We start from the raw sequence: 24,412 nt of genomic DNA, 5'->3' as shown, positions 1-24,412 counted from the left end.
TTCTTTATTCCTTAGAGTTGGTGTTTGCTTTGTCATCCTTTTCGGATTCAGCAGCTTTTTCAGCCTTTTCTTGTTTTTGCTTTTCAGCTAGTTTACTTAGAGCATCAACATTTACAACTCCGTCTTCTTCTTCGTCATCTAAGTCACGAAGTTCAATTTCTTGGTTATCATCGTTAAGAACCTTCATGTCTAATCCTAGAGCTTGTAGTTCCTTAACAAGAACACGGAATGATTCAGGAACACCTGGTTGAGGAATTGGTTCACCCTTAACGATAGCTTCGTAAGTCTTAACACGACCAACAACATCATCTGACTTGTAAGTCAAGATTTCTTGTAGTGTGTAAGCAGCACCGTAAGCTTCTAGGGCCCAAACTTCCATTTCACCAAAACGTTGTCCACCAAATTGTGCTTTACCACCAAGTGGTTGTTGAGTAACTAATGAGTAAGGTCCGATAGCACGAGCATGAATCTTATCATCAACCATGTGAGCAAGTTTCAAGTAGTGCATAACACCAACGGCAATACGTTTGTCGAATGGTTCACCAGTTCTACCATCATAAACAATTGACTTACCGTCTGAAGCCATACCAGCTTCTTTAACAGCGTCCCAAATATCTGAATCACGAGCACCGTCGAATACCGGTGTAGTTACATGGATGCCAAGTTTTCTAGCAGCCATACCTAAGTGTAATTCAAGAACTTGTCCAATGTTCATACGAGAAGGCACACCCATAGGACTCAATAGGATATCGATTGGAGTACCATCTGGTAAGTATGGCATGTCTTCTTCAGGGATAACAATGGAAACAGTACCTTTGTTACCGTGACGACCAGACATCTTATCTCCAACTTGAATCTTACGTTTTTGAGCAATGTAAACACGAGCCATCTTGTTTACACCTGGTGATAATTCATCACCATTTTCACGAGTGAAGATCTTAACATCTTGGACGATACCGCCACCACCGTGTGGTACACGTAGTGATGTATCACGAACTTCACGTGATTTTTCACCGAAGATAGCATGTAGTAAACGTTCTTCAGCTGATAATTCTGTAACACCCTTAGGAGTTACCTTACCAACTAAGATGTCACCATCATGAACTTCAGCACCAATTCTAATAATTCCTTCTTCGTCAAGGTTCTTCAATGCGTCTTCCCCAACGTTAGGAATTTCTCTTGTCATTTCTTCAGGTCCAAGTTTGGTATCTCTAGTTTCTGATTCGTATTCTTCAATATGAATTGAAGTGTATACATCGTCTCTAACTAATCTTTCTGAAATACCAATGGCATCTTCGAAGTTGTAACCTTGCCAAGTCATGAAGGCAACCACTGGGTTTTGACCTAAAGCAAGTTCTCCGTTTTCCATTGAAGGACCATCAGCTAAGATTTCGTCAGCGTCAACGTGATCGTTAACTCTTACGATAGGACGTTGGTTGTAGTTCTTACCACCGTTTGAACGTTGGAACTTCATTAGCTTGTAAGTATCTAATGAACCATCGTCTCTACGAACACGAACTTCGGTAGCATCTACATATTCAACAGTTCCTGGGTGTTTACAGATTAGAGCAACACCAGAGTCATGAGCGGCCTTGTATTCAATACCAGTACCAACTAGTGGTGCATGTGGGTTAACCAAAGGAACCGCTTGACGTTGCATGTTAGCACCCATCAAGGCACGGTTGGAGTCATCGTTTTCCAAGAATGGAATACATGCAGTTGCGACAGAAACTACTTGTTTAGGTGAAACGTCCATGTAGTCAACGTTTTCAATCTTAGTTTCAATATTCTTTGACTTGTATCTAGCCATAACTACGTCGTTAGTAAATGAACCATCATCATTTAATGGTGAGTTGGCTTGGGCAACAACATAGTTATCTTCTTCGTCAGCTGATAAGTAATCAATCTTATCAGTAACTTTATGAGTATCCCATGATACACGACGGTATGGAGTTTCAACGAAACCATACTTGTTGATCTTAGCATAACTTGATAGTGAGTTAATCAAACCAATGTTAGGACCTTCAGGTGTTTCAATAGGACAAATACGACCATAGTGAGTGTAGTGAACGTCACGAACTTCGTAACCGGCACGGTCTCTAGTTAAACCACCAGGTCCTAAAGCAGATAGACGACGTTTGTGAGTTAATTCACCCAATGGGTTAGTTTGGTCCATGAATTGTGACAATTGTGATGAACCAAAGAATTCTTTAACAGATGCTACTACAGGACGAATGTTAATTAGTTGTTGTGGAGTAACAGTTGAAGTGTCTTGAATTGACATACGTTCTCTAACAACACGTTCCATTCTTGCTAAACCAATTCTGAATTGGTTTTGTAGTAATTCACCAACAGAACGAATACGACGGTTACCTAAATGGTCAATGTCATCAGGTTCTCCGATTCCTTCTTGTAGGTTAAAGAAGTAGTTAATGGAAGAAATAATATCCGCTGGAGTAATGTGATGGTAATCCAAAGGAATATTATCGTTACCAATCATGTTAACTACATGATCTGGATCTTTTTCAGAATATACTTTAATAATTTGTACTGTCATAGGTTCAGGAACAACAGATTGTTCTGAAGGGTTGAAGGTGTATGCTTTGAAGTCATCACGATCTAAGTAAGGTGCTAACTTCTTCATAACATTTTTATCAACAACAGTATCTTTCTTAGCAATAATTTCTCCGGTATCAGGATCAGCTAATGTTTCAGCAAGAGTTAAACCTAATAAACGAGTCTTTAAGCTCAACTTGTTGTTAGTCTTGTATCTACCAACAGGAGCCATGTCATAACGTTTGTGATCGAAGAAACGAGTAGTTAATAAATTACGAGCTGAATCAGCAGTCTTAGGTTCACCTGGACGTAGACGTTCGTAAATGTCTTTCAATGATTCTTCAACACGTGAATCTTCAGTATCTTTATGAACATCCTTTTCAAGTGTTAATGAAAGACTATCATTACTACCTAATATTTGTGTAATTTCGTCATCAGAACCAAAACCTAATGCACGAACTAATTCAGTAATTGGTAGCTTTCTAGTTCTATCAATACGTACATATGATAAGTTCTTTGCATCAGTTTCAAATTCCATCCATGCACCACGGTTGGGAATTACAGTAGTACCATAGCTGATACGACCGTTCTTGTCTTCATCCTTGTGGAAGAAAACACCAGGAGAACGTACTAATTGTGAAACAATTACACGTTCTGCCCCGTTAATAATGAATGTACCTTGATCAGTCATTAATGGGAAATCACCAAAGAATACATCTTGGGTCTTAATTTCACCAGTTTCATGATTGGTCAATTTTAATGTGATGTGAAGTGGAGCTGAGTAGTTTGCCTCATGATCTCTTGCTTCACTAACAGTGTATTTAGGTTCTAATAGTTGATAATCAACGAATTCTAAGGATAGTTTTCCTTGGAAATCATCAATTGGCATAATGCTATTGAACATTTCGCGCAAACCTTCATCTAAGAACCACTTATATGAATCGGTTTGAATTTCAATTAAATTAGGTAAATCAAGAACTTCCTTGATTTGAGAGTAACTTCTACGAATACGGTGTTTACCATATTTAACTAAATGTCCTGCCAAGTTCTTCACCCCTCTAAAAAATTCTACTCAGTGAAATATTACAATTTGATTACAATTGCATTTTTTTGCCAATTTTTAGGAAAAAAAGGCAAAAAAAAACCAAAACAAGCAATATCAAAAAAGCTTATTTTTGGTTAATATAGGCGTACTAGACGGACAATAGATCGCCAGCACACATTTCACTTCGTAGTTACATACTTAGTATAATACTCTTACCACTATATAAAATCAAGGATTTCACACAAAAAAGAGGATTAAAAAATCCCCTTTTTTTATGATTTTACAGTGTCTTTTTTATTAATAGTAATTTTACCTTTAGAAGCTCCGATTGAAACATCATCCCCCGGCTTTACTTCACCGGAAAGAATTGCTTCAGAAAGTTTATCTTCCACATCATTTTGTAGAGCTCTTCTAATTGGTCTTGCACCAAATTCTGGATTGTAACCATCTTTAGCGATAGTTTCAACTGCAGCTGGTGTCATCTTTACATTAATACCTTGTTTGTTAACACGTTCCAATAGTTCGTTAGCCATTAGCTTAACAATCTTTTGTACTTGTTTTTGAGTTAATTCATGGAAGATGATAGTTTCATCAATTCTGTTTAGGAATTCTGGTCTAAAGAATTGTTTCATTTGTGCTTCTACCGTCTTCTTCATTAACTTGTAGCTTTGGTCTTCTTCTTGATCAGCTTCAGCACCAAAACCAACTGTCTTCTTATCACGTAGTGCAGTAGCACCTAAGTTAGAAGTCATGATTAATACTGTGTTTCTAAAGTCCACATGACGTCCCTTAGAATCAGTTAGGTAACCATCATCTAACACTTGTAGTAATAAGTTAAATACATCTGGATGGGCTTTTTCTACTTCATCAAATAGAACTACTGAATATGGATGTTGTCTAACCTTTTCAGTTAATTGTCCACCTTCATCATATCCAACATAACCAGGTGCAGAACCTACCATACGAGATGCTGATTCTTTTTGCATGTATTCAGACATATCAATTCTGATAATGTCATCTTTAGAACCAAACATTTCTTCAGCTAGGTCTTTGGCTAATTCAGTCTTACCTACCCCGGTAGGACCCAAGAAGATAAATGAACCGATTGGACGGTTAGGATCCTTAATTCCACTTCTTGCACGTCTGATAGCACGAGATACAGCAGAAACTGCTTCATCTTGTCCAATAATCTTCTTGTGAAGAATGGATTCTAAGTTAACTAAACGCTTACTGTCAGCTTTAGTCATCTTAGTTACAGGAACTCCAGTCCATTCAGAAACTACCTTAGCAATATCTTCACCAGTTTCTTTAATGTCGAAGTCACGTTCTTCTTTTTGTTTATCGCGTTTAGCACGCATGGATTCACGCCGCTTATCAATCTTAGCTTGTAGTGCTTGTTCTTTTTCACGTAAAGCTACCGCATCTTCAAAGCGTTGATCTTCAATAGCAGCTTCCATCTTAGAACTGTATTCTTTTAATTCATCTTCTAGTTTATCCATAGAAGTATCTTTATCTACATGATTGATTCTTACCATGGCAGCAGCTTCATCCATTAGGTCAATAGCCTTATCTGGTAAGAAACGGTTGCTGATATATCTAGTAGACAAATCTACAGCTTGGTTAATAGCTTCATCAGTAATTTTTACTTGATGATGGTCTTCATACTTAGAACGAATACCTTTTAGAATTTCAACAGTTTCATCACGACTAGGTTCTTCTACTGAAACAGTAGCGAATCTTCTAGCTAGTGCACCATCTTTTTCAATGTATTTTTGGTATTCATCTAAAGTAGTAGCACCAATAGTTTGTAAATCACCACGAGCTAAAGCAGGCTTTAAGATGTTAGATGCATCAATAGCACCTTCAGCACCACCAGCGCCCATTAAAGTGTGTAATTCATCAATAAATAGAATTACGTTACCGACACTCTTAATTTCGCTAATGATTTTCATCAAACGTTTTTCGAATTCACCACGATACTTAGTACCGGCTACTAAAGTACCCATTTCTAGCATCATGACACGTTTGTTTTGCATATCTTCTGGTACTTTCTTTTTAGCAATTTGTAATGCTAATCCTTCTACTACGGCAGTCTTACCTACCCCAGCTTCACCAATTAAAACTGGATTATTCTTAGTACGACGACTTAGGATTTGAACTACACGCTTGATAACATCATCTCTACCAATAGTAGGATCAATATGTCCATCATTAGCTGACTTAGTTAAATCAGTAGCTAATTTATCCAATGTAGGAGTAGCACTTCCGTTATTACGTCTATTTCCGTTTAAGTTTGGCAATGGGATTTCTTTTTGTTGACGTCTTGGGTCACCTGCAAAGCCCATTTGACGAAGTAATACTTTTTTAATGTTCTCAGTGCTTGCAATGCCTAATGAACTCAATACTTGGCTAGCAACACAATCCTTATTACCTAGAATGCTTAATAGCAAGTGTTCAGTACCAATCTTTGCAGAACCGAACTTCTTGGTTAAATTAGCAGCATCTTCTAGCAATGTTTCAGTCTTAGGTGAATATGGTAAGTAAGTATCCGCATCAGTTTGGGAAAGGTTACCATATCCCACTAGTAATTCAATTTCTGCCTTAATGTCGTATTCATTAATGTTGCAATGTGATAGTGCGGCATGAGCAATTCCATTGTGTTCCATAGCTAAGGCTATCAAAATATGCTCAGTTCCAACAGCTTGGTGAGCAAAAGTAACCGCTTGTTCTTGCGCAATCATTAAAACATTCTTTGCACTAGGAGTAAAAATATTATTCATATAATGCCTCACTTTCTAGCTTTTATATCTCAAATGATCTAGTATCGAGACCATTATTTTAGCTCTAATCTCATTTTCGAATAACTTGTTTCCAACCGATAAAGTTTGTTTGCTAATAGATGCTAACACTAAATCGGCTTCATTGTCAGTAATTAAATCATTAACTACTAAAGTATTAATTACTGCTCTTCCCTCTCGTTGTGTCAATTCATTGCCAATGGCTTCAATAAGTGTATCTAAAATATCAATATTATCCAGTAATTTTACTTTTTCAATACGAATATATCCGCCACCGCCACGTTTACTTTCTACAACGTAACCATTTTGAATTGTAAAACGAGTCTTAATAACATAATTGATCTGAGATGGCACTACGTCAAAATGATTTGCGATATCTGATCGACTAATTTCAACTTGTTCATCTTCAGCAATCATTTTTTTGAGATATTTCTCAATGATATCAGAAATATTTTTTCCTTGCATAACACCATCCCATTCTTTGACTAATTCTGACTATTATTATACGGACTTATATAGAAAATGCAAAGATTTTATATAAACAAAAAAGAGAAAATGAAAAATATCATTTTCTCTTTACGGATTAAAAAAATCGGGAAGACAGGATTCGAACCTGCGACCCCCTGGTCCCAAACCAGGTGCTCTACCAAGCTGAGCTACTTCCCGAAATAAAAAAATGCACCCAGTAGGGATCGAACCTACAACCTTCTGATTCGTAGTCAGACACTCTATCCAGTTGCGCTATGGGTGCAAAATAAATATATTCAATTAAATGCCGAGGACCGGGATCGAACCGGTACGGTTATCACTAACCGCAGGATTTTAAGTCCTGTGCGTCTGCCAATTCCGCCACCCCGGCAGGAATTGTACAAAGCGGAAGACGGGATTCGAACCCGCGACCCCCACCATGGCAAGGTGATGTTCTACCACTGAACTACTTCCGCATATAATGCCGACTAGATGATTCGAACACCCGACCTCTTCATTACTAGTGAAGCGCTCTAGCCAACTGAGCTAAGTCGGCATAGCATTAAATGCAATGCAATGCGGGCGAAGGGATTCGAACCCCCACTTCCTAATGGAAACTAGAACCTAAATCTAGCGCGTCTGCCAGTTCCGCCACGCCCGCAAAATATTAAAATGTAAATGAGCCGTGGCAGGTTCGAACTGCCGACCCTCTGATTAAAAGTCAGATGCTCTACCGGCTGAGCTAACGGCTCAATGGAGGATACAGGGCTCGAACCTGTGACCTCCTGCTTGTAAGGCAGATGCTCTCCCAACTGAGCTAATCCTCCATGAGGTCTTCAAAGTTATCTCTCTAACAGACAACCTCTTAATAATATCATTTAAATAACAATGTGTCAACAACAAATTTTATTAATTAAATTGTTAACTCTTTTAAATGAGCCGTAAACCAACTCAACAAAAATTATTATATCTAAAATATAATATATTGTCTACCCCCTTTTTAAAAAAAATAAAAAAAGTGATGATTTTTTCAATCATCACTTTTTCTTCTATTAATTATTAACTTGATTATTCTTTAGTAATCTTAGTCATACCATGCATGTATGGTTGTAATACCTTAGGAATATCAATTGATCCATCTTCGTTTTGATAGTTTTCTAAGATAGCAGCAACTGTTCTACCTACAGCTAAACCTGAACCGTTTAGAGTGTGAACGTATTGCAACTTACCATTTTCGTCACGGTATTGAATGTGTGCACGTCTTGCTTGGAAATCAGTTGTGTTTGAGCAACTTGAAATTTCACGGTAACAACCTTGTGCTGGCATCCATACTTCAAGGTCATGAGTCATTGCAGCAGTGAAACTCATGTCACTAGTAGTTAATGTAATTACGTGGTAAGGAATTTCTAGCATTTGTAGTAATTTTTCAGCATGGCTAGTAATTTCTTCTAGTGCATCCCATGATTCATCTGGTTTAGTAAATTGAACCATTTCTACCTTATTGAATTGGTGTAAACGAATTAAACCACGAGTATCTCTTCCGGCACTACCAGCTTCTGATCTGAATGCAGGAGTTAAAGCAGTAAACTTAACTGGTAACTTGTCAGCATCCATAACTTCATCACGGTAATAGTTAACCAATGGAACTTCGGCAGTTGGAATCATAGTTAAATCACTGTCAGCAATTTCGAAACCAGCTTTGTTTTCCTTAAACTTAGGGAATTGACCAGTTCCATACATTGAAGCATCGTTAACCATGTATGGAGGTAATACTTCTTTGTATCCAGCTTTAGTGTTTTGATCTAGATAGAAGTTGTATACGGCACGTTCTAGTTGTGCACCAGCACCTAAATAGTATACAAAACGACTACCTGAAACTTTAGCACTAGCTTCAAAGTCTAGAATACCTAGGTTTTCACCTAAGTCCCAGTGATGTTTTGGTGCAAAACTAAATTCACGAGGTTTACCTACTTTTCTTAGTTCTACGGCACCTTCTTCAGTTAAACTAACTGGAACACCATCAGCAGGAATATTTGGTAAATGAGCAGCTAAGTCATGTTGTTTGTTTTCTACTACTTCTAACTTAGCATCTAAGTCTTTAACTTCTTTACCTACTTGTTTCATTTCTTCAATAGCTTCGCTAGCGTCTTCTTTGTTACGCTTTGCTTCAGCAATTTTCTTTGAAACATCATTTTTCTTAGCTTTTAAGCTTTCACTTTTTACAATTAAATCACGACGATCTTGGTCATAACCAATTAATTCATCGATAGTTTCTGGTTTAATATTTCTAGTTGCTAGCTTTTCTTTAATCCAGTCGGGATTTTGGCGAATCATTTTCATATCTAACATTGCAATAACCTCCACTTAAATAAAATAAAAGAAGACCTCATCCATTGGGACGAAGGTCTTCTTTTCGCGGTACCACCCAAGTTCTTAGCAAAAGCTAAACACTCGTTAAGTGATAACGGTCACTTGTTACCGTGTAGCATTACCTACCCGCTTTTTCGCGTGCCGGAATTTCGACCAGCGATTTTCACCAACCATCGCATCTCTACATAGTCTACTTAAAACACACATTGCGTTTATTTATTGACTCAATAGTATTACAAAAAATTACGTTAGGCAACTATTTTAAGTGTAATTCTGCAATTTTTTTATCAATTAATTCTAAAACTTTTTGTAAGTCGTCTTCATTTTCGATGAAATCATACTTATCTCCATCAATTTGCATCTTAGGAGAGTAATCATATTTGTCATACCAATCTTTATAGCGTTGGTTTAAATCACGATAGTAATTATATAATTCTGGATCAGTATCCACTTGTTCAAAGCTTCTACCACGTTTCTTAATACGTTTTAACATAGTATCAAAAGAGATATTAATGTGAATTAATAAATCGGGGTTCTTTTGATCAGTGGAACCAGGAATTTCTTCCATCATGTTTTGAAGTAATGAATCATAAATATCTGCTTCAGTTGAAGTAGCACGTTTCATATCTGCATTTAATCTAAATAATAAAGAATCTTCATATATAGAACGGTCCATAACACTTAATTTTTCGTTATGAGCTTTTTCTATATTATTCAAACGAGTATTTAAAAAATAGATTTGTAATAAAAATGCATACTTCTTAGGGTCTTTATAAAACAAAGGTAGAATTTCGTTATCATCTACTGATTCATAATATCCCTTAGAATGTAGGTGCTTAGATAAAAGCTTAGTTAGTGAAGTCTTTCCTGCTCCAATTGTTCCTGCAAGTACTATCATAATTTATTATTATTTCTCCTTCATGTTCGTTTGTAATAACTATTTTAATACAGCCTAGCTATTCTTACATTAACAAATTTTTCTTTATGAAAAAAGATGCTGATAAATCAGCATCCCTTCTCTATTTATTTTTTATCTTCCACATTTACGTTACTTGGTGAAACATCCATCTTATCTAATGGAACTAAATGAGTCTTCTTCTTAATCTTATAAGCAATGTATAAGATCAATACTAGTGGCACTGAAATATAGGTAATTCCAATTTGCTTCCAATCGAAGTTAGCAAATGCAGAAATGTTTTGTCCACAAATAACTAAAATACATAGAATCAAAGTAATTACCGGACCAGTTGGGAACCAAGTAGCATGATACTTCAATTCATCCAAACTATGTCCTTGCTTGATGAACGCTCTTCTGAAACGGAAGTGAGATAGAGCAATTCCTACCCAAGCAATAAATCCAGTTAAACCAGAAGCGGCCACTAACCATAGATAAATTTGTGGTCCTTCCACACTAGTAATAAAGGTAATTAATGAAACTACCGTAGTAGCAACTAATGCAGCTACCGGAATACCACGACGGTTGGTGGTACCCATAATCTTAGGTGCGTAACCTTGATGTGCCATAGAATATAACATTCTAGTAGATGCGTACATTCCGGAGTTAGCTGAAGAAATAACTGAAGTTAAGATAACAGCATTCATTACTGAAGCTGCAGCAGCTAATCCAGCACGCTTAAATACAATTGTAAATGGACTAATAGCTACATCAGTAGCACTAGAACCTAATAGATCAGAACTAGTATATGGAATAATAGCTCCAATAATAATAATAGCTAAAATATAGAATAAAATGATTCTCCAAAATACATCCTTGATAGCCTTTGGAACGGCTTCACTAGGATCATCGGATTCACCAGCTGTAATTCCTACCAGTTCAGTTCCTTGGAATGAGAATCCAGCAACCACGAATACTGATAGAATCATAGGAATACCACCTACGAAAGGTGCCTTATGATAAGTGAAATTACTTAAACCAATAAAATGGCCACCCATAATTCCAAAAATAGTTAAAACACCTACAGCTAAGAAAACGAAAATAGTAATAACTTTAATCAATGACATCCAAAATTCAGTTTCACCAAATGCCTTTACAGACAATGCATTGATTAATAAGATTAGCGCTAAAGTAATCGCACTAAATATCCAGCTAGGCATATTCGGTAGCCAGAACTTCATAACTAGCGCTGCAGTACTAATATCCACAGCCACGGTAATTGCCCAGTTAAACCAATAGTTCCAACCCATCGCAAATCCTAATGCTGGATCTACGTACTTAGAAGAATAAACAGCAAATGAACCAGAAACTGGTGTGTTGGTTGCCATTTCTCCTAAACTAGTCATTAAAAAGTAGACCATAAGGCCCATTAATAGGTAAGCAACTAAGGCACCACCAGGTCCAGCCTGACTAATAACTGAACCGGATGCAACGAATAGACCCGTTCCAATTGATCCCCCTAAGGCAATCATGGAGACATGTCTAGTCTTTAAGCCTCTCTTTACCTTGTTATTTGAGTTCTCACTCATGTATATGTCACCCTCTTCAAAAATTTCTAAGAGGTGCCATCAGAAAAATAACTAAAAAATCTCTTCTTAACAAAAAGAAGAGACCTTAATTAATTGCTTTAATTATTGATCATAAAAGCACTCCGTAGTTAAAAACTACGACAGTTTCCAATCTATTAAATTGGACCCCAACACTTCAGTTAATAAAGTAACCGTTAGTTTCGGCAACATCCCCTTTTACCATCCATCGTTACCGCTTTATCGATTCCGAATGGCTACTCTTGTCAGTTGCGCCTCTTCTTAGATTTACTCAGTAATTATATAACAATTGTATATTAAAGACAACATCATTTGGTGGATAATTCAAAAACTAAATCATTATCATACTTATCCACCTGTTTAAAACCTAGCTTATGTAATACCTTTTGTGAAGGATAATTACTACTATCTACTGTAGCTTCAATGATTTCAGGCACAGTTAATTGGTGAATAACTGCTTTTAATGCAGCAGTCATATATCCACGTTGTTGATAACTACTGTGCATAAAGTAACCTAATTCCACATTTTTAAAATCAGGTTCGAAGTTATCCCCAATTTCCGGAAAAACGTTAATAATACCAATGAGTTTTCCACTAGTTATTAACCGAATCCCAAAAGTTTTATTAGTATCATTTTCTGAAGCAAATAACATTTTAGCCTTTTTTTCATCTTCAACAGGTTCAAAGCCCGTCTTTTTAGCCATTACTGGATCACTTAGCATTTCATAATAGTCGGCAAAATCACTATCTACTAAATCTGTAACTTCAATTTCTTGGTTATCACATGTTATTTTATCCACAATTATAGTTCTCCCTGCGTTAAAATATAGTTAAATTAAAATTTGAGGTGTTCATATGAAAATAATTCGCGAAAACATTCGAGAAAATTCAAGCGCATTCTTACAAGGATACCTTAAACCAGGTGACGCGCAAACAGGTAACTTTAAATATCCAGCCGTCATCGTAGTACCTGGTGGATCATATACTCACATCCCTATGGTACAAGCCGAAAGTATTGCACTTAATTTTTCTGCACAAGGCTATCAAAGCTTTTATCTACGATACACATTTGAACAAGAAGCATTACCTTTACTACCCCATCCACTAGTGGAACTAGCTAATAGTATTAAGTATATTAGAAAAAATGCTAGTCGTCTAAATATTGACCCTAACCGAATTATTATTGCTGGTTTTTCCATTGGTGGTCATATCTGTAGTTTATATAATGACTTTTATGATAGTGATTGGTTAATGAGTTATGCACAGGTGGATAACTCAGAAATTTTAAAACCCAACGCAGTTATCCTCAGCTACCCTGTGATTAACTTAAATTGTGGTTTTCCTAAAGAACCAGAAAAGATTCAAAATTGGATTAATCGTTCTGAACAAATCGCTGCAGATGAACACGTTAACGAAACTAATGCTCCTACCTTCATCTGGCATACTGCAGATGATCCATTTGTCCCTGTGGAAAATGCACTTCGTTATTCTATCAGTTTAAATAAACACCATATTGATAATGAATTACACATTTTCCATCACGGACCTCATGGCATGGCATTAGCTAACCACATCACGGCTTGGAATGATGATTCCGATAACGCTCGTGTTGCCGAATGGTTCCCATTAGCCATCTCTTGGCTAGATGAAATTTTAAATAATAAATAATAAAAAACACTTTGCATAACATTAACATGTTGTACAAAGTGTTTTTCTTTTATAGATATGAATGACGTACCGGACGCCAGTTTGCTTTTAATCTTTTAGCGTATTTAACGTAGAAGATTTCGGATACTTGTACCCAAGTGTATGCGATTAATACAGCACCAATAGTATCAGTTGGGTAGTGAGCATTTAAGAATACACGTGAAATCATAACTAGTAATAAGAAAATAACAGTTAAGATTTGTACGGTTAATCTTCTCTTATTGCTCTTAATCAATGGAACCACAATAATCCAAATAACACAGATTACAATGAAAATTCCGAATACGTGTCCACTTGGAAAACTGAAACCAGTGTCGGAAGCACTATGTAAGAATGGACGATCTCTTCTAACTACGTTCTTTATAATAAACGCAACTACATCTCCACCTACGATAGTGAAAATAGCCCATAAAGCAGCTAACTTATGTTTAAATCCCCATAGGAAGAAAGCCATTAGTAAAATCCAAAAGATATCCATTTTAGGACTAGCTAAAGTAGTGCATAAATGCATTAGGCCTTCTTTAAAACCACCTTGTGATTTTTGTACTTCTCCGATAATAATGGAATCTAAAAATTTCAAATATCCAGAATCTGCCATTACAGATATAGTAACGAATAAGGATAGAATAGCTCCACCCAATATTCTAAATCCGCGGGCATGATCTTTGTCGATTATCATAACGCAATAATCCCCCTATATTTTTTATTTTATTATAACATAGCTAAACTATTAAAGCTGGACACTTTTTAGTCTTATCTTAGGAATATAATCTAATAATTGCTATAATATATTCTATATTCAAAAATAAGGAGGTTTCAACATGATTGAAACTGTACTTTTAATGATTTTTATTGGTATCTTTGCTGGAATAGCAGGTGCCATATTAGGTCTAGGTGGAGGAATTATTGTAACCCCTATCTTAACTTTGCTATGTCACTTAGACATTAAGTATGCGATTGGAGCTAGTATCGTGGTAGTTATTGCTACTAGTTCAGGTTCTACTATTGCTTATTTAAAAGATGAAGTTCTAAACCTACGTGTAGCTATGTTTTTAGAAATTGCTACTACTATTGGTGCTTTATCAGGTGCTTTATTGACTGGTATCTTAGAACCTAAGTATCTTTACATACTATTTGGATTGTTAATTTTATTCTCTGCTTTTAACATGGTTAAAAAGTTAATGAATAAAAACAAATCTAATTTAAGCACTAAAGATGATAAATTAGCCAAGAAACTTCGACTAAATTCTAGTTACTACGACAAAGCTGAACATAAACAAGTCGATTACAGGGTAGAAAACATCCCCGGCGGTTTATCAGTTATGTTCGGTGCTGGATTAGCTTCCGGCCTATTAGGTATTGGTTCCGGTGCATTCAAAGTTATTGCCATGGATACCTTTATGAAAATGCCACTAAAGCCTTCCAGTGCAACTAGTAATTTAATGATGGGAGTTACTGCTGCAGCTTCTGCTACTGTTTACTTCTTTAACGGATCTATATTACCTTACATTGCGGTTCCTCTAGCACTAGGTATTTTACTAGGTGCTACTTTAGGTTCACGTATCATGCAAGTACTTCCTGCAAGATGGATTCGTGTTTGCTTTGTTCCTGTTATGTTCTACATCGGAATAAGTATGCTATACAAAGGATTTTAGGAGGTAAATTATGAATAACAATCAACCTACCACTGCAGAAGAAATGAACCGTATTGAATTAGTAATTGGAAAAATTCTTCGTGTAGGAGTTATTATCTCAGCAGCCATCATGATTATCGGTTTAGCATTATTTCTAATCACCGGTAATTCTGGTTACGCAGGTAATTATCATCCTTCATCTTTTAAAGAAATTTTCTCCGGAATCGCTCACTTCAAGCCTTATGCCATTATGATGTTAGGAATCTTTTGTTTAATCCTAACTCCAGTATTACGAGTAGTCGTTTCCATTTATTCCTTTTATAAAGAACACGATATGTTATATGTCGGTATTACTACCTTCGTATTAATCGTTCTAATCATCAGTTTCTTCTTCGGATAAAATAAAAAGCGCTGAGTTTTAACTCAGTGCTTTTTTTGTATTACATAATATTTGAATCGATTATATAACTGATTTAAGAATTCAGCGAATAAGAATCCAGTGGCAATTCCACCAGCAATAAATATAACTTGTACCAAATTAGATTTAGCTAGTGCTGAATTTCCAGTAGCTAAACACTTCATTACTTGATAAGCTTGGCCTCCTGGAACTAATGGAACTAAAGCAGGAATATTAAAAATAATAACCGGCATCTTTTTAAAACGAGATGCAAATATACTTAAAATTCCTACCGTAAAAGTTCCCAAAATATCCGCAAATAAATAGCTACTCAAGTGAACGTCTACTACATAATAAACTAACCATCCGCTTAAACTAACTAGTCCAGCCACATTCAACGCACGACGAGGTAAGTTAATTAATAGACCAAAACCGATGGTAGCTGCGTATACACATACTATATTAATGATTAAGCTCATATTATTCTCTCACCCCAAAATTTTAATAGCCATGGCAACACCTAATCCTAAGGCACAGGCGCTCATGACAGCTTCAATTCCTCTAGAAGGTCCTGAAACTAAATTACCCGATAACACATCACGCACCGCATTAGTAATAGGCACTCCAGGAACTAGTGGCATTAAACCACCCACTATTAAATCATCCGCACTGATGGCCACATGAATTCTAATCAAAAAGATAGAAACGAAGCCAATGCAAATGGCTGATATAAATTCATTCAAGAATCTAATATTAGTGTATCGATCAGTTACCGAATAAATTAACCAACCAATCACTCCGATAACTCCGGCTGCCCAGAAATCATAGTAATTATTTCTAAACACTATTTCTAGCGTTGAACTTACGATAAAGGCACCCAGTAGTTGTAACCAAAAAGGAAAGAAAGTCACATGTTGATCAATACATTTTAGTAAATGATAAAACTGACCTAACGTAATTTTTTTAGCAGCAAATTGGCGAGAATAATCGTTTACTCGAGATACTTTTTCTAAATCGAAACTTCTTTTATCAATCGACATTACCTGCGCTCCAGTATCAGGACTGGCAGACATTATAATACCGGTTAAAGTTACGTATGCACGAGCTTCCTTTGCCCCCGCATTTTTACAGATTCTATCAATAGTATCCGTTACTCGTACCATTTCTGATCCGTTTTCAATCATTATCTTACCGGCTAATAGGCATGTTTCTACTACCAGTTTACTTAATTTACGTTCATTCAACTATCTCACCTCAAGCCGTTCAAATTGTTTTAATTATAACATTCTCTAATATGTAATAAAAAAACTGAATTTTCTCAATTCAGTTCTTATCTTAAGCTTCACGAATAAATACGTAATGTGAAGCTTTATAACTAATATCGCTTTGTTGTTTATCTGTTAAGTTTTGTACCGTTACCGGTCCTTCAAATGGTGAATGCTTAATTACTTTTAGCTTATCACCAATATCTAATTGGATATCACCTAAGTAGGTTAATAAATCATGATTATCAATGAAACGGTCCACTACAACGGTTTCACCATCTTCAGCATCATTCAATAAGCGATGACTATCTTCTTTATAATGTCCACTCATATCAGGAATTACCCCACCATGTGGGCAATGTCTAGGTCTTCCTAATTTATCGTACATAGCATTCAATAAATGACTGCTAGTTACATGTTCTAGTACTTCCGCTTCTTTATCAACATCTAAGAGTGGATAACCTAGTTCGTTAACTAAGAAGCTCTCCCAGATACGATGCTTACGAACTAAACCTTCAGCGAGTTTAGCTCCCTTTGCGGTTAATCGAACACCAGTATATGGTTCGTGTTCAACTAAATTTTCGCTAACCAATTTATTTATCATTTCAGTAACTGATCCAGGAGAAATATCTAAACTTATGGAAATGCGCTTATTAGAAACCTTGTCTTTTGTTCCACCGAGTTCAAAGATAATTTTTAAATAGTCTTCTTTTTTGGGTGTCATTTATATGCAAATCTCCTAAATTAAAAAAATTATTATTATTTTTATTAGTCTTTGTGCTCTATTCTACCATTTTTATTTTGAATTTTCCGAAAAAATTATATAATTGACTTATGGGTATTGTTTTAAATATCCAAGATACGAAAGTGAGGCAGAAAAAATGGGAGAAAAATTGTACTCTTTTGATGAGCTTAACGACCAAGCCCAAGTTACTAGTATCAAAGATTTTAGTAGATTCTACGTTAAATGTTATCGTGGAAACAATATGGAACTTCTAAGTCAAGTTTCAGATCAATCTATGCTTTGGCAAATTAATGAAGAAGCATATCGTAACAAATACGAAGCTTTGGAACATGCTGCCAAAGATACCATCACCTATTGCAACCACAGTTACAAGAAGTTATTAAGTCAACTAGATATGAAATATCTAGCTAATGGTAGCTCCGAATGTCCTTGGGAAGAATGGTACGACAAGAAATATCAATCTATTCCAGACGGAATTTAACATAAAACCACAAAAAAGCATCTTACTTTTAAGTAAGGTGCTTTTTTTAGTTTATTAGATATCAGTCTTTTTTTCAAAATATAAATCTTCTTTTTTGCCGCGTTCTACTTCCGCCTGCAAAGTTACATGTTCGATATTATATTTATCATACAATAGCTTAGCCACGGGATCATAAATCTTTTCAGCTTCACTAATTAACATATCATTCATATTAATATGTGCGGAGAAAATAATACTATTTTCATCTACTGACCAAATATGAACGTGATGGACACCAGTGATGCCATCGATATTTAATAAATCTTTTCTAATTTCGTAGCAATCAATCTTAGGCGAAGCTTGCATCAAAATCTTTACTGTCTTTTTAATGATTGGATATGCTTCAGCAGTAATGTAAATAGCAACCAAGATAGTTACAAGTGGGTCTACGAAAAGCCATCCCATAGTCTTAATTAATATCGCACCTAAAATAACCCCTAATGAAGCTAAGGTATCACTTAATAAATGTAAATATGTAGCACGAATATTTAAATTGTGTTTGGAACCATGACTTAGTAATAACGTAGATAATAAATTAGCAACTGTTGATACCACAGCAACTATTAACATCAAATTACCGTTAATTTGTTCTGGTTTGAACAGTTTCTGAATCCCTTCTACCAATAGAACTGCTGAAATAATGATTAAGAATAGTGAGTTCAAAAAAGCAGAAATAATTTGAGCACGTTTATAACCAAATGTGTTCTTTTTATTTTGGGGACGCAAACTAATTCGATGAGCGTAATAACTTCCGACTACCGATGCAGAGTCCGCTAAATTATGAAATGCGTCAGATAAAAGAGATAAACTTCCAGAAAAAATTCCGCCTAGAAATTCAATCAAAGTGATTAATGAATTCAATATAGTTACAATTAAAAACTTTTTTCTAGTCATTTGTCCGGATTCTGAATGATCATCATGCATACTACTTACCTCCCTTCTAATTTCATTATACATTCTTATATAAAACAAAAAAAGCTGATTTAAAAAATAAAACACTTGCGAATGTATTTTCACAAGTGTTCTTTATTAAACGGCTAGTAAAGGTTCCTTAACTAGTCTTTCATATGCAATGTTTTTAGCTACGTTAGTATTTTCTGCAGCAGAAATAGGCACTACGCGACCTGTTTCAATAAAACCAGATTTTTTAATTACATGTTGCATGCCAAAATTAGCAACATTAGTGTCGATGCGAATGCTAACCACATCACTGAATTGTTCTACTGCATTAAAAATGTTTTCAAATAATTGTTGAGCAAGTCCACGTCCATGATGACGGTTGGAAACTGCCACGCGGTGAATGGATAAGTAAGGGCCGTCAGACAACCATTGACCATCTAAATTTTCATAGCTCTTGTCTAATCCAGGAATTACAGCAGCAGTTCCTAGAATTTCACCGTTTTCTTCTAAAACAACTGTCCATCCATTTAAGATGTCGTTCATTAATGATTCAGCATTAGGATAACCTGTTTGCCATTGGTTTATTCCCTGTTGGGCTAGCAACTCCTTCCCTTCGAAAATAATTTGTTCAATGGCATTGAAATCTTCGATTTGTGCTCTTCTCATTAACATGATCTAAGCCCCCCTTTTTCTTTTGTATTTTTTGAATTTTTATAAGACTTAAAGATATTACCATCATTTTATAAAAAAGCAAAGCTTTTTTTTACAAAAAAATAGGCTTTTACAAGAATACCTGTAAAGCCTATCATCATGCACTATCAGAGCGCTTATTTTTTATTAATCTTCTACCATTCTCCAATTTCCTTCTGCCGCTTTAGAAATTTGGTTTAGGAAATGTAAAACAGAACTTGCACGTTTTTCATCGTGTTGATTTAAGATGTTTAATCCTTTTCCTGAAGACATTGGATTACCTAATGAGAAATCATTTTCCTTTAAATGACCTTCGGAGAAAGCTACTACTGTTTCGCCACTTTCAATTTGCGTAATAATGAAAAACATGGAAAAGTCATCATCATCTTTCATATATGCTGGCATTGCCCAAATGTTTTCAGCAATTTCTTGCATTTCTTGGTTCATGAAACGGTAATATTTGTGATTATCTTTAGTTACTGGTTTGTTTAATACAAACATCATTTTTGCGAATGCGGGTGTACCTAATTTAATGTTATCTTCCATACTATTCTCCTTTATAATTCTTTAGTTTTTCTTTTAGGGCTACGTTTTCTTCCCTTAACTTAGCCAGTTCCGTACGAACCTCACCTAAAATTTGTAATTGTAACTTTTCTACTTCCAAATCATGAGGTAATTGATTTTGAGTTAGATGGTCTAACTTAGCATGCAAAATTCTTAACTCATGTTCGGATTTTAAGTTAACATGAAAATCATTTTCTGAATCCAAACGGTCACGTTCAGCAGAACGATTTTGACTCATCATAATGATGGGTGCTTGAATTGCAGAAAAACAACTTAGAAATAGATTCAATAAGATATATGGGTATGGATCAAAATGAATTCCAAAAATGGCTAATCCATTAATAACCATCCAGGTGATTAATATCATTACAAAAATAAAGATAAAAGTCCAGCTACCACCAAATCTAGCAACCCCATCAGAAACTTTTTGACCAAAAGTTAAACTTTGTTGCAATGCTTGGTTAACATCTTTAATTTCGTAATTATCACTTTGCAAAGCACGAGTTAGCTTACGATTAATCTTTTGACTTTGTTTTAAATCGGCATTAATTAATGAATCTACTCGTGATACACGATATTTTAGCAAATGATGAGCACAAATGAAACTGGTTACCTTAGCTTGAGGATAATCTTGTTTAATAGCATTGGACATGGGCTGTGGTAACTCTCTTAAATAGCACCCTTCATCAGCAGTGAAACGTCCGCCATCTACTAAACATTTAATTTCTTTAGTATTTTCTGTCATTTATCTTCCTCCTCAATTACTTTCTTCATGTCTTCAGGTAAATCTAGCTCAAATTCGCGATCTTGTTGTGCTAATGCATCCCAAAATTTCAAATAATAAGCATGTAATGCCTGACGATCAATTCCTTTATCCAGTGGTCCTTCATATAATTGGTCACCTAATAAGGGATGTTGTAATTCGGTCATATGAACTCTAATTTGATGAGTTCTTCCCGTATGCAATTTTAATTTAAGCCAAGCACAATCTGCAAACTGCTTTACTACCCAGTATTCAGTCTGTGCAGCTTGTCCATTAGCTAATACTTCTCTTCTAAAGTTATCGCCATTACGTCCGATTGGCATATCTACTATACGGTGTTTATCCTGCATAGTACCATCCACAATCGCATAGTAACGTTTATCAATTTGATGAGCAGCTACTTCTTGGTTAGCCAAACTATTAGCAAGTCGATGCTTAGCCACTAATACTAATCCGGAAGTAAAACGATCCAAACGCGTAATTAAATGTGGTTTTAAATCAGTACTGCCTTGTTGTTTTAAATAGCCTTTAATACGGTTAACTAAAGTATCTTCTCGATTACTAGGACCGGGAACACTAGTCAATCCAGCAGGTTTATTAACGACTAACCAATTGTCATCTTCATAAACTACTACTATTTTTTTATAGCTAAAAGCGACATTTTCATCACTTTTTTCTGGAGGAAATACGACAGTGACTGAATCTCCTGGCGCAATTTGATAATCCATTGCTGGCTTTTTATCATTGACTAAAATGGAACCGTCATGCTTTACATCATTGTACATACGGTGCGAAATTCCCTTTTTATTCAAGAATTTTTTTATTCCAAAATTTTGCTTATCATTATTTTGCCAAGTAAACTTCACTTGTCTTCCCTCCGCTTAGTAGTATATTATGTATGTTATATTAACACATTAGAAATATAAACTCATGTTTAAAAGAAAAGAGATCCTTATGTTAGATTATAATAATCAAGATAGTTGGTATGATGACAAACATCTAAACCAATCACCAGTTGACTTAGTTGCCAACGATGAACATGTACAAGATTTCTTGCCAATCTACGCAGATAAATTTTATCAATTAACGCAAGAAATTAATGATGAAACTACCATTAGATTAACTGGTTTTGGTAATGCCACTATCTTCAATCGTGAGTTTGAATTTCAACAAATCCATTTTCACGCACCCGCTGAACACACTATCAACGGCAAACAATTACCTTTCGAAATTCATTTAGTTCATCAAAATAAAATTGGGCAAACCGTAGTAGTTGCTATATTACCTAAATTAGGAAATAGTAACCCTACTCTACAAGCCATTATTAATAACTTCAATGCCGATGAACCACAAAGTGTTTCCATTAAATTAGAAAACTGGATTGCTCGACTATCTAGCGGTTTTCATTATCAAGGTTCCTTAACTACGCCTCCATTAACTGAAGGTGTGGAATGGGTCGTAATTGATGATTCATCACTTACAGTTAGTCAAAACCAAATCGATTGGTTCATCCATCAATTCGGTAAAAACAATCGTGATACACAAGCCTTAAACGGCCGTCAAATTGAACACTATTCTAAGTAAAAAAATCCTGGGAATTAACTCCCGGGATTTTTATTTTACATATATTCAATTTCTTTAATTAAACGACGCATGGTCTTTTTTTGTTCATCATTAGGTTTACCATCCGTCATGTTTAAAATATCCAATAATTGTTGACCCTTATTAATCACATCTTCAGTTCTAGAATTAATGTTTTTTAAATAAGCAGTGGTCAAAATAGTTTGTAAATGTTCCATAGCTTCTGGTTCACCGTTAACTGCCCGTCTTCCCATACGGCGAATTAACATTTTGATGTTTCTTAACTTACGTTTATTTTCCACATGTTGATTGTAGTAAGGCAAAAATAATGCCACTACTACTGAACATGCTTCAGCAATTGCTGCTACCCATTCTGCAATTTCTCCGCTGTGCATATGTAATCCCCCTCTTATAAAATAATTATACCAAAAATAAAAAAGATGCCCATCGACACCCTTTTTATAAAATTATTATTTCTTGTTTTCGCTAATATAGCGGTAAACTTGTTGTCCAGCTTGTCTACCAAATACTACTGTTTCAGCAATGGAGTTACCACCGATTCGGTTATCACCATGTAAACCGCCAGAAGTTTCTCCCGCTGCATACAAGCCATCAATAACATCATCATGAGCATTTAACACTTGCGTTAGGTGATTAATCTTAATACCACCCATAGTGTAATGAACTGCTGGTGCGATATGAATAGCTAAGTATGGAGCCTTATTCAATGGACGTTGCATCCCCGTGGTTCTACCTAACTCATCATGTTGATTTGCCACTGCTTGATTCCATTTTTCAACAGTATCTTCTAAATTAGTGGCATCTACATCTATAGCTTTAGCTAAATCCGCTACGGTATCACCATGAATTACCATACCCATGGAATCATAGAATTTAACCGCCATGGCATGGTCTACAACGTTTTGATCTAAGACTAAGTAAGCATGTTTATCAGGTAATTGATTAATAGCATCCGTTACCGCTTGTCTAGTATCCAATTCGTTTACAAAACGTTTTCCTTGGTTATCCACTAAAATGGCACCTTCACCACGAATTGCTTCACCAATTAAGAAAGCATGATCATTATCTTGTTGCACAGTGGGATGTACTTGAATCTTATTCATATCCACTAATGCAGCACCGGCTTGTTTAGCTAATTGTAAGCCATCTCCAGTCGCACCCGGTTGATTAGTGGTTCGGTAATGAGTTAAATCTTTACGATATTTACCAATAATTTCCTTGCTGGCACCAAATCCACCGGTAGCTAAAATAACAGCGTTAGTACTGATATGATGAACATTATCATCTTTATCGGTAAATTCTACTCCAGAAATGGCGTCCCCATCTTTAATTAATTTAGTAACATCTACTAAGTTATAAACTTCGATGCCCATTTTTTCGATAATTTGTAGGAAATTAGTGACTAAATAACCACCAATAGGTGCTTGGTTACTTGGGCGATGAGTACGCTTAGTGTGCATTGCACCAGTAATAGTTAAATCATCTAATTCAATGCCATGTTGAGCTAACCAATCTACTGTCAATGCAGCATGACTAGTGAAGTATTTTAATAATTCCACGTTGTTAGTTTTTCCACCACCAACATATGTGTCATTATAAAAATCAGCAAAGCTATCCACTACATGATGCTTTAGTTGTACAGAAGTTTCTGCCGCATTCATCCCCGAAGAAGCACGAGTCGAATTTCCACCTAACTTATCCATTTTTTCTAGAACTACTGGTTTTAATCCTAATTCTGCTACTTGAATAGCACTGATTAAACCAGTTGCTCCTGAACCTACAATTACTACATCGTAACTAGGTTTAATATCTTTTAAATCGTTCGGATGAAAAATATACTTAGCCATCTGAATTCCCTCCTTTTTTCATTATTTTAGTACAAAAAA

23 protein-coding genes, 8 tRNA genes and 1 riboswitch are annotated in these 24,412 nt (G+C 35.6%); of the genes, 5 read left to right on the top strand and 26 right to left on the bottom strand.

The genetic code is table 11. The features are described 5' to 3' along the window. Positions 1–4 precede the first annotated feature (4 nt). From rpoB to D7I45_RS01870, 15 genes are all read right to left on the bottom strand, one after another. Positions 5–3,610 carry a DNA-directed RNA polymerase subunit beta gene (gene rpoB / locus D7I45_RS01940; protein ID WP_162924066.1) on the bottom strand — a complete coding sequence of 1,202 codons (3,606 nt, stop codon included), beginning with the start codon at positions 3,608–3,610 and terminating at the stop codon, positions 5–7. A gap of 263 nt (positions 3,611–3,873) precedes the next feature. Further along, entirely contained in the window at positions 3,874–6,381 is a 2,508-nt protein-coding gene (locus D7I45_RS01935) for an ATP-dependent Clp protease ATP-binding subunit (RefSeq protein ID WP_120784104.1), read from the bottom strand. Between the two features lie 15 nt (positions 6,382–6,396). After that, positions 6,397–6,864, bottom strand: coding sequence for a CtsR family transcriptional regulator (locus D7I45_RS01930; protein WP_120784103.1), 468 nt, complete (start codon positions 6,862–6,864; stop codon positions 6,397–6,399). A gap of 127 nt (positions 6,865–6,991) precedes the next feature. Then, positions 6,992–7,065: transfer RNA gene (locus tag D7I45_RS01925), tRNA-Pro, on the bottom strand. Positions 7,066–7,076: 11 nt separating this feature from the next. After that, positions 7,077–7,150: transfer RNA gene (locus D7I45_RS01920), tRNA-Arg, on the bottom strand. Positions 7,151–7,172: 22 nt separating this feature from the next. Then, a tRNA-Leu gene (locus tag D7I45_RS01915) sits at positions 7,173–7,258 on the bottom strand. 13 nt (positions 7,259–7,271) lie between these two features. Further along, positions 7,272–7,343, bottom strand: a tRNA-Gly gene (locus D7I45_RS01910). A gap of 6 nt (positions 7,344–7,349) precedes the next feature. Next, positions 7,350–7,423 (bottom strand) — tRNA-Thr (locus tag D7I45_RS01905). 21 nt (positions 7,424–7,444) lie between these two features. Next, a tRNA-Leu gene (locus D7I45_RS01900) sits at positions 7,445–7,528 on the bottom strand. Between the two features lie 18 nt (positions 7,529–7,546). After that, positions 7,547–7,619: transfer RNA gene (locus tag D7I45_RS01895), tRNA-Lys, on the bottom strand. Between the two features lie 2 nt (positions 7,620–7,621). Then, positions 7,622–7,694 (bottom strand) — tRNA-Val (locus D7I45_RS01890). A 241-nt stretch (positions 7,695–7,935) separates the two neighbouring features. Beyond that, complete coding sequence (gene serS / locus D7I45_RS01885) at positions 7,936–9,216, bottom strand: serine--tRNA ligase (RefSeq protein ID WP_120784102.1); 1,281 nt, start codon at positions 9,214–9,216, stop codon at positions 7,936–7,938. Between the two features lie 277 nt (positions 9,217–9,493). Further along, positions 9,494–10,135, bottom strand: coding sequence for a deoxynucleoside kinase (locus tag D7I45_RS01880; protein WP_120784101.1), 642 nt, complete (start codon positions 10,133–10,135; stop codon positions 9,494–9,496). A 125-nt stretch (positions 10,136–10,260) separates the two neighbouring features. Then, positions 10,261–11,721: an amino acid permease gene (locus tag D7I45_RS01875; RefSeq protein ID WP_120784100.1), complete on the bottom strand. Its 1,461-nt coding sequence runs from the start codon at positions 11,719–11,721 to the stop codon at positions 10,261–10,263. A 107-nt stretch (positions 11,722–11,828) separates the two neighbouring features. Continuing rightward, a riboswitch (Lysine riboswitch) is annotated at positions 11,829–12,007 on the bottom strand. Positions 12,008–12,047: 40 nt separating this feature from the next. Further along, positions 12,048–12,539 carry a GNAT family N-acetyltransferase gene (locus tag D7I45_RS01870; RefSeq protein WP_120784099.1) on the bottom strand — a complete coding sequence of 164 codons (492 nt, stop codon included), beginning with the start codon at positions 12,537–12,539 and terminating at the stop codon, positions 12,048–12,050. Positions 12,540–12,594: 55 nt separating this feature from the next. Between D7I45_RS01870 and D7I45_RS01865 the strand changes: the two genes are divergently transcribed. Continuing rightward, positions 12,595–13,407 carry a lp_1002 family arylesterase gene (locus D7I45_RS01865; protein WP_120784098.1) on the top strand — a complete coding sequence of 271 codons (813 nt, stop codon included), beginning with the start codon at positions 12,595–12,597 and terminating at the stop codon, positions 13,405–13,407. 49 nt (positions 13,408–13,456) lie between these two features. On the opposite strand, the gene D7I45_RS01860 is transcribed toward D7I45_RS01865, so the two are convergent. After that, on the bottom strand, positions 13,457–14,125 hold the full coding sequence (locus D7I45_RS01860) for a phosphatase PAP2 family protein (RefSeq protein ID WP_120784097.1): 669 nt from the start codon (positions 14,123–14,125) through the stop codon (positions 13,457–13,459). A gap of 142 nt (positions 14,126–14,267) precedes the next feature. Between D7I45_RS01860 and D7I45_RS01855 the strand changes: the two genes are divergently transcribed. Both D7I45_RS01855 and D7I45_RS01850 read left to right on the top strand, forming a co-directional pair. Then, a complete protein-coding gene (locus D7I45_RS01855) occupies positions 14,268–15,101 on the top strand; it encodes a sulfite exporter TauE/SafE family protein (protein WP_120784096.1) in 834 nt (277 codons plus the stop codon). Between the two features lie 10 nt (positions 15,102–15,111). Further along, positions 15,112–15,480, top strand: coding sequence for a DUF1634 domain-containing protein (locus tag D7I45_RS01850; protein WP_120784095.1), 369 nt, complete (start codon positions 15,112–15,114; stop codon positions 15,478–15,480). 23 nt (positions 15,481–15,503) lie between these two features. Here the strand turns inward: D7I45_RS01850 and D7I45_RS01845 are convergent, their stop codons facing one another. The 3 genes from D7I45_RS01845 to D7I45_RS01835 all read right to left on the bottom strand — a co-directional run bounded on the left by D7I45_RS01845 (position 15,504) and on the right by D7I45_RS01835 (position 17,466). After that, positions 15,504–15,956, bottom strand: coding sequence for a threonine/serine exporter family protein (locus D7I45_RS01845; RefSeq protein WP_120784094.1), 453 nt, complete (start codon positions 15,954–15,956; stop codon positions 15,504–15,506). 9 nt (positions 15,957–15,965) lie between these two features. Then, positions 15,966–16,721: a threonine/serine exporter family protein gene (locus D7I45_RS01840; protein WP_242446909.1), complete on the bottom strand. Its 756-nt coding sequence runs from the start codon at positions 16,719–16,721 to the stop codon at positions 15,966–15,968. A 91-nt stretch (positions 16,722–16,812) separates the two neighbouring features. After that, positions 16,813–17,466 (bottom strand): metal-dependent transcriptional regulator, encoded by a 654-nt coding sequence (locus tag D7I45_RS01835; RefSeq protein WP_120784093.1) that lies wholly within the window; start codon positions 17,464–17,466, stop codon positions 16,813–16,815. A gap of 157 nt (positions 17,467–17,623) precedes the next feature. Here D7I45_RS01835 and D7I45_RS01830 point away from each other — a divergent pair, with 157 nt between their 5' ends. Continuing rightward, entirely contained in the window at positions 17,624–17,968 is a 345-nt protein-coding gene (locus D7I45_RS01830) for a hypothetical protein (protein ID WP_120784092.1), read from the top strand. Between the two features lie 54 nt (positions 17,969–18,022). On the opposite strand, the gene D7I45_RS01825 is transcribed toward D7I45_RS01830, so the two are convergent. The 5 genes from D7I45_RS01825 to D7I45_RS01805 all read right to left on the bottom strand — a co-directional run bounded on the left by D7I45_RS01825 (position 18,023) and on the right by D7I45_RS01805 (position 21,790). Next, entirely contained in the window at positions 18,023–18,931 is a 909-nt protein-coding gene (locus D7I45_RS01825) for a cation diffusion facilitator family transporter (RefSeq protein WP_120784091.1), read from the bottom strand. A gap of 105 nt (positions 18,932–19,036) precedes the next feature. Continuing rightward, complete coding sequence (locus tag D7I45_RS01820; RefSeq protein WP_120784090.1) at positions 19,037–19,579, bottom strand: GNAT family N-acetyltransferase; 543 nt, start codon at positions 19,577–19,579, stop codon at positions 19,037–19,039. Between the two features lie 165 nt (positions 19,580–19,744). After that, positions 19,745–20,143 (bottom strand): hypothetical protein, encoded by a 399-nt coding sequence (locus tag D7I45_RS01815; RefSeq protein ID WP_120784089.1) that lies wholly within the window; start codon positions 20,141–20,143, stop codon positions 19,745–19,747. A gap of 1 nt (position 20,144) precedes the next feature. Continuing rightward, complete coding sequence (locus D7I45_RS01810; protein ID WP_120784088.1) at positions 20,145–20,906, bottom strand: DUF1003 domain-containing protein; 762 nt, start codon at positions 20,904–20,906, stop codon at positions 20,145–20,147. Continuing rightward, positions 20,903–21,790: an RluA family pseudouridine synthase gene (locus D7I45_RS01805; RefSeq protein WP_120784087.1), complete on the bottom strand. Its 888-nt coding sequence runs from the start codon at positions 21,788–21,790 to the stop codon at positions 20,903–20,905. The genes D7I45_RS01810 and D7I45_RS01805 overlap by 4 nt, the downstream gene beginning before the upstream one ends. 88 nt (positions 21,791–21,878) lie before the next feature. On the opposite strand from D7I45_RS01805, the gene D7I45_RS01800 reads away from it, so the two are divergent. Further along, positions 21,879–22,508, top strand: coding sequence for a carbonic anhydrase family protein (locus D7I45_RS01800; RefSeq protein ID WP_120784086.1), 630 nt, complete (start codon positions 21,879–21,881; stop codon positions 22,506–22,508). A 35-nt stretch (positions 22,509–22,543) separates the two neighbouring features. Here the strand turns inward: D7I45_RS01800 and D7I45_RS01795 are convergent, their stop codons facing one another. Both D7I45_RS01795 and D7I45_RS01790 read right to left on the bottom strand, forming a co-directional pair. Beyond that, positions 22,544–22,900: a hypothetical protein gene (locus D7I45_RS01795; RefSeq protein WP_120784085.1), complete on the bottom strand. Its 357-nt coding sequence runs from the start codon at positions 22,898–22,900 to the stop codon at positions 22,544–22,546. Between the two features lie 75 nt (positions 22,901–22,975). Continuing rightward, positions 22,976–24,373: a flavocytochrome c gene (locus D7I45_RS01790; RefSeq protein WP_120784084.1), complete on the bottom strand. Its 1,398-nt coding sequence runs from the start codon at positions 24,371–24,373 to the stop codon at positions 22,976–22,978. Positions 24,374–24,412 lie beyond the last annotated feature (39 nt).

Origin of the sequence: Apilactobacillus bombintestini (genome assembly GCF_003627035.1) — a bacterium.
Taxonomy (GTDB): domain Bacteria; phylum Bacillota; class Bacilli; order Lactobacillales; family Lactobacillaceae; genus Apilactobacillus; species Apilactobacillus bombintestini.
This window is presented reverse-complemented; position numbering and strand designations above follow the sequence as displayed.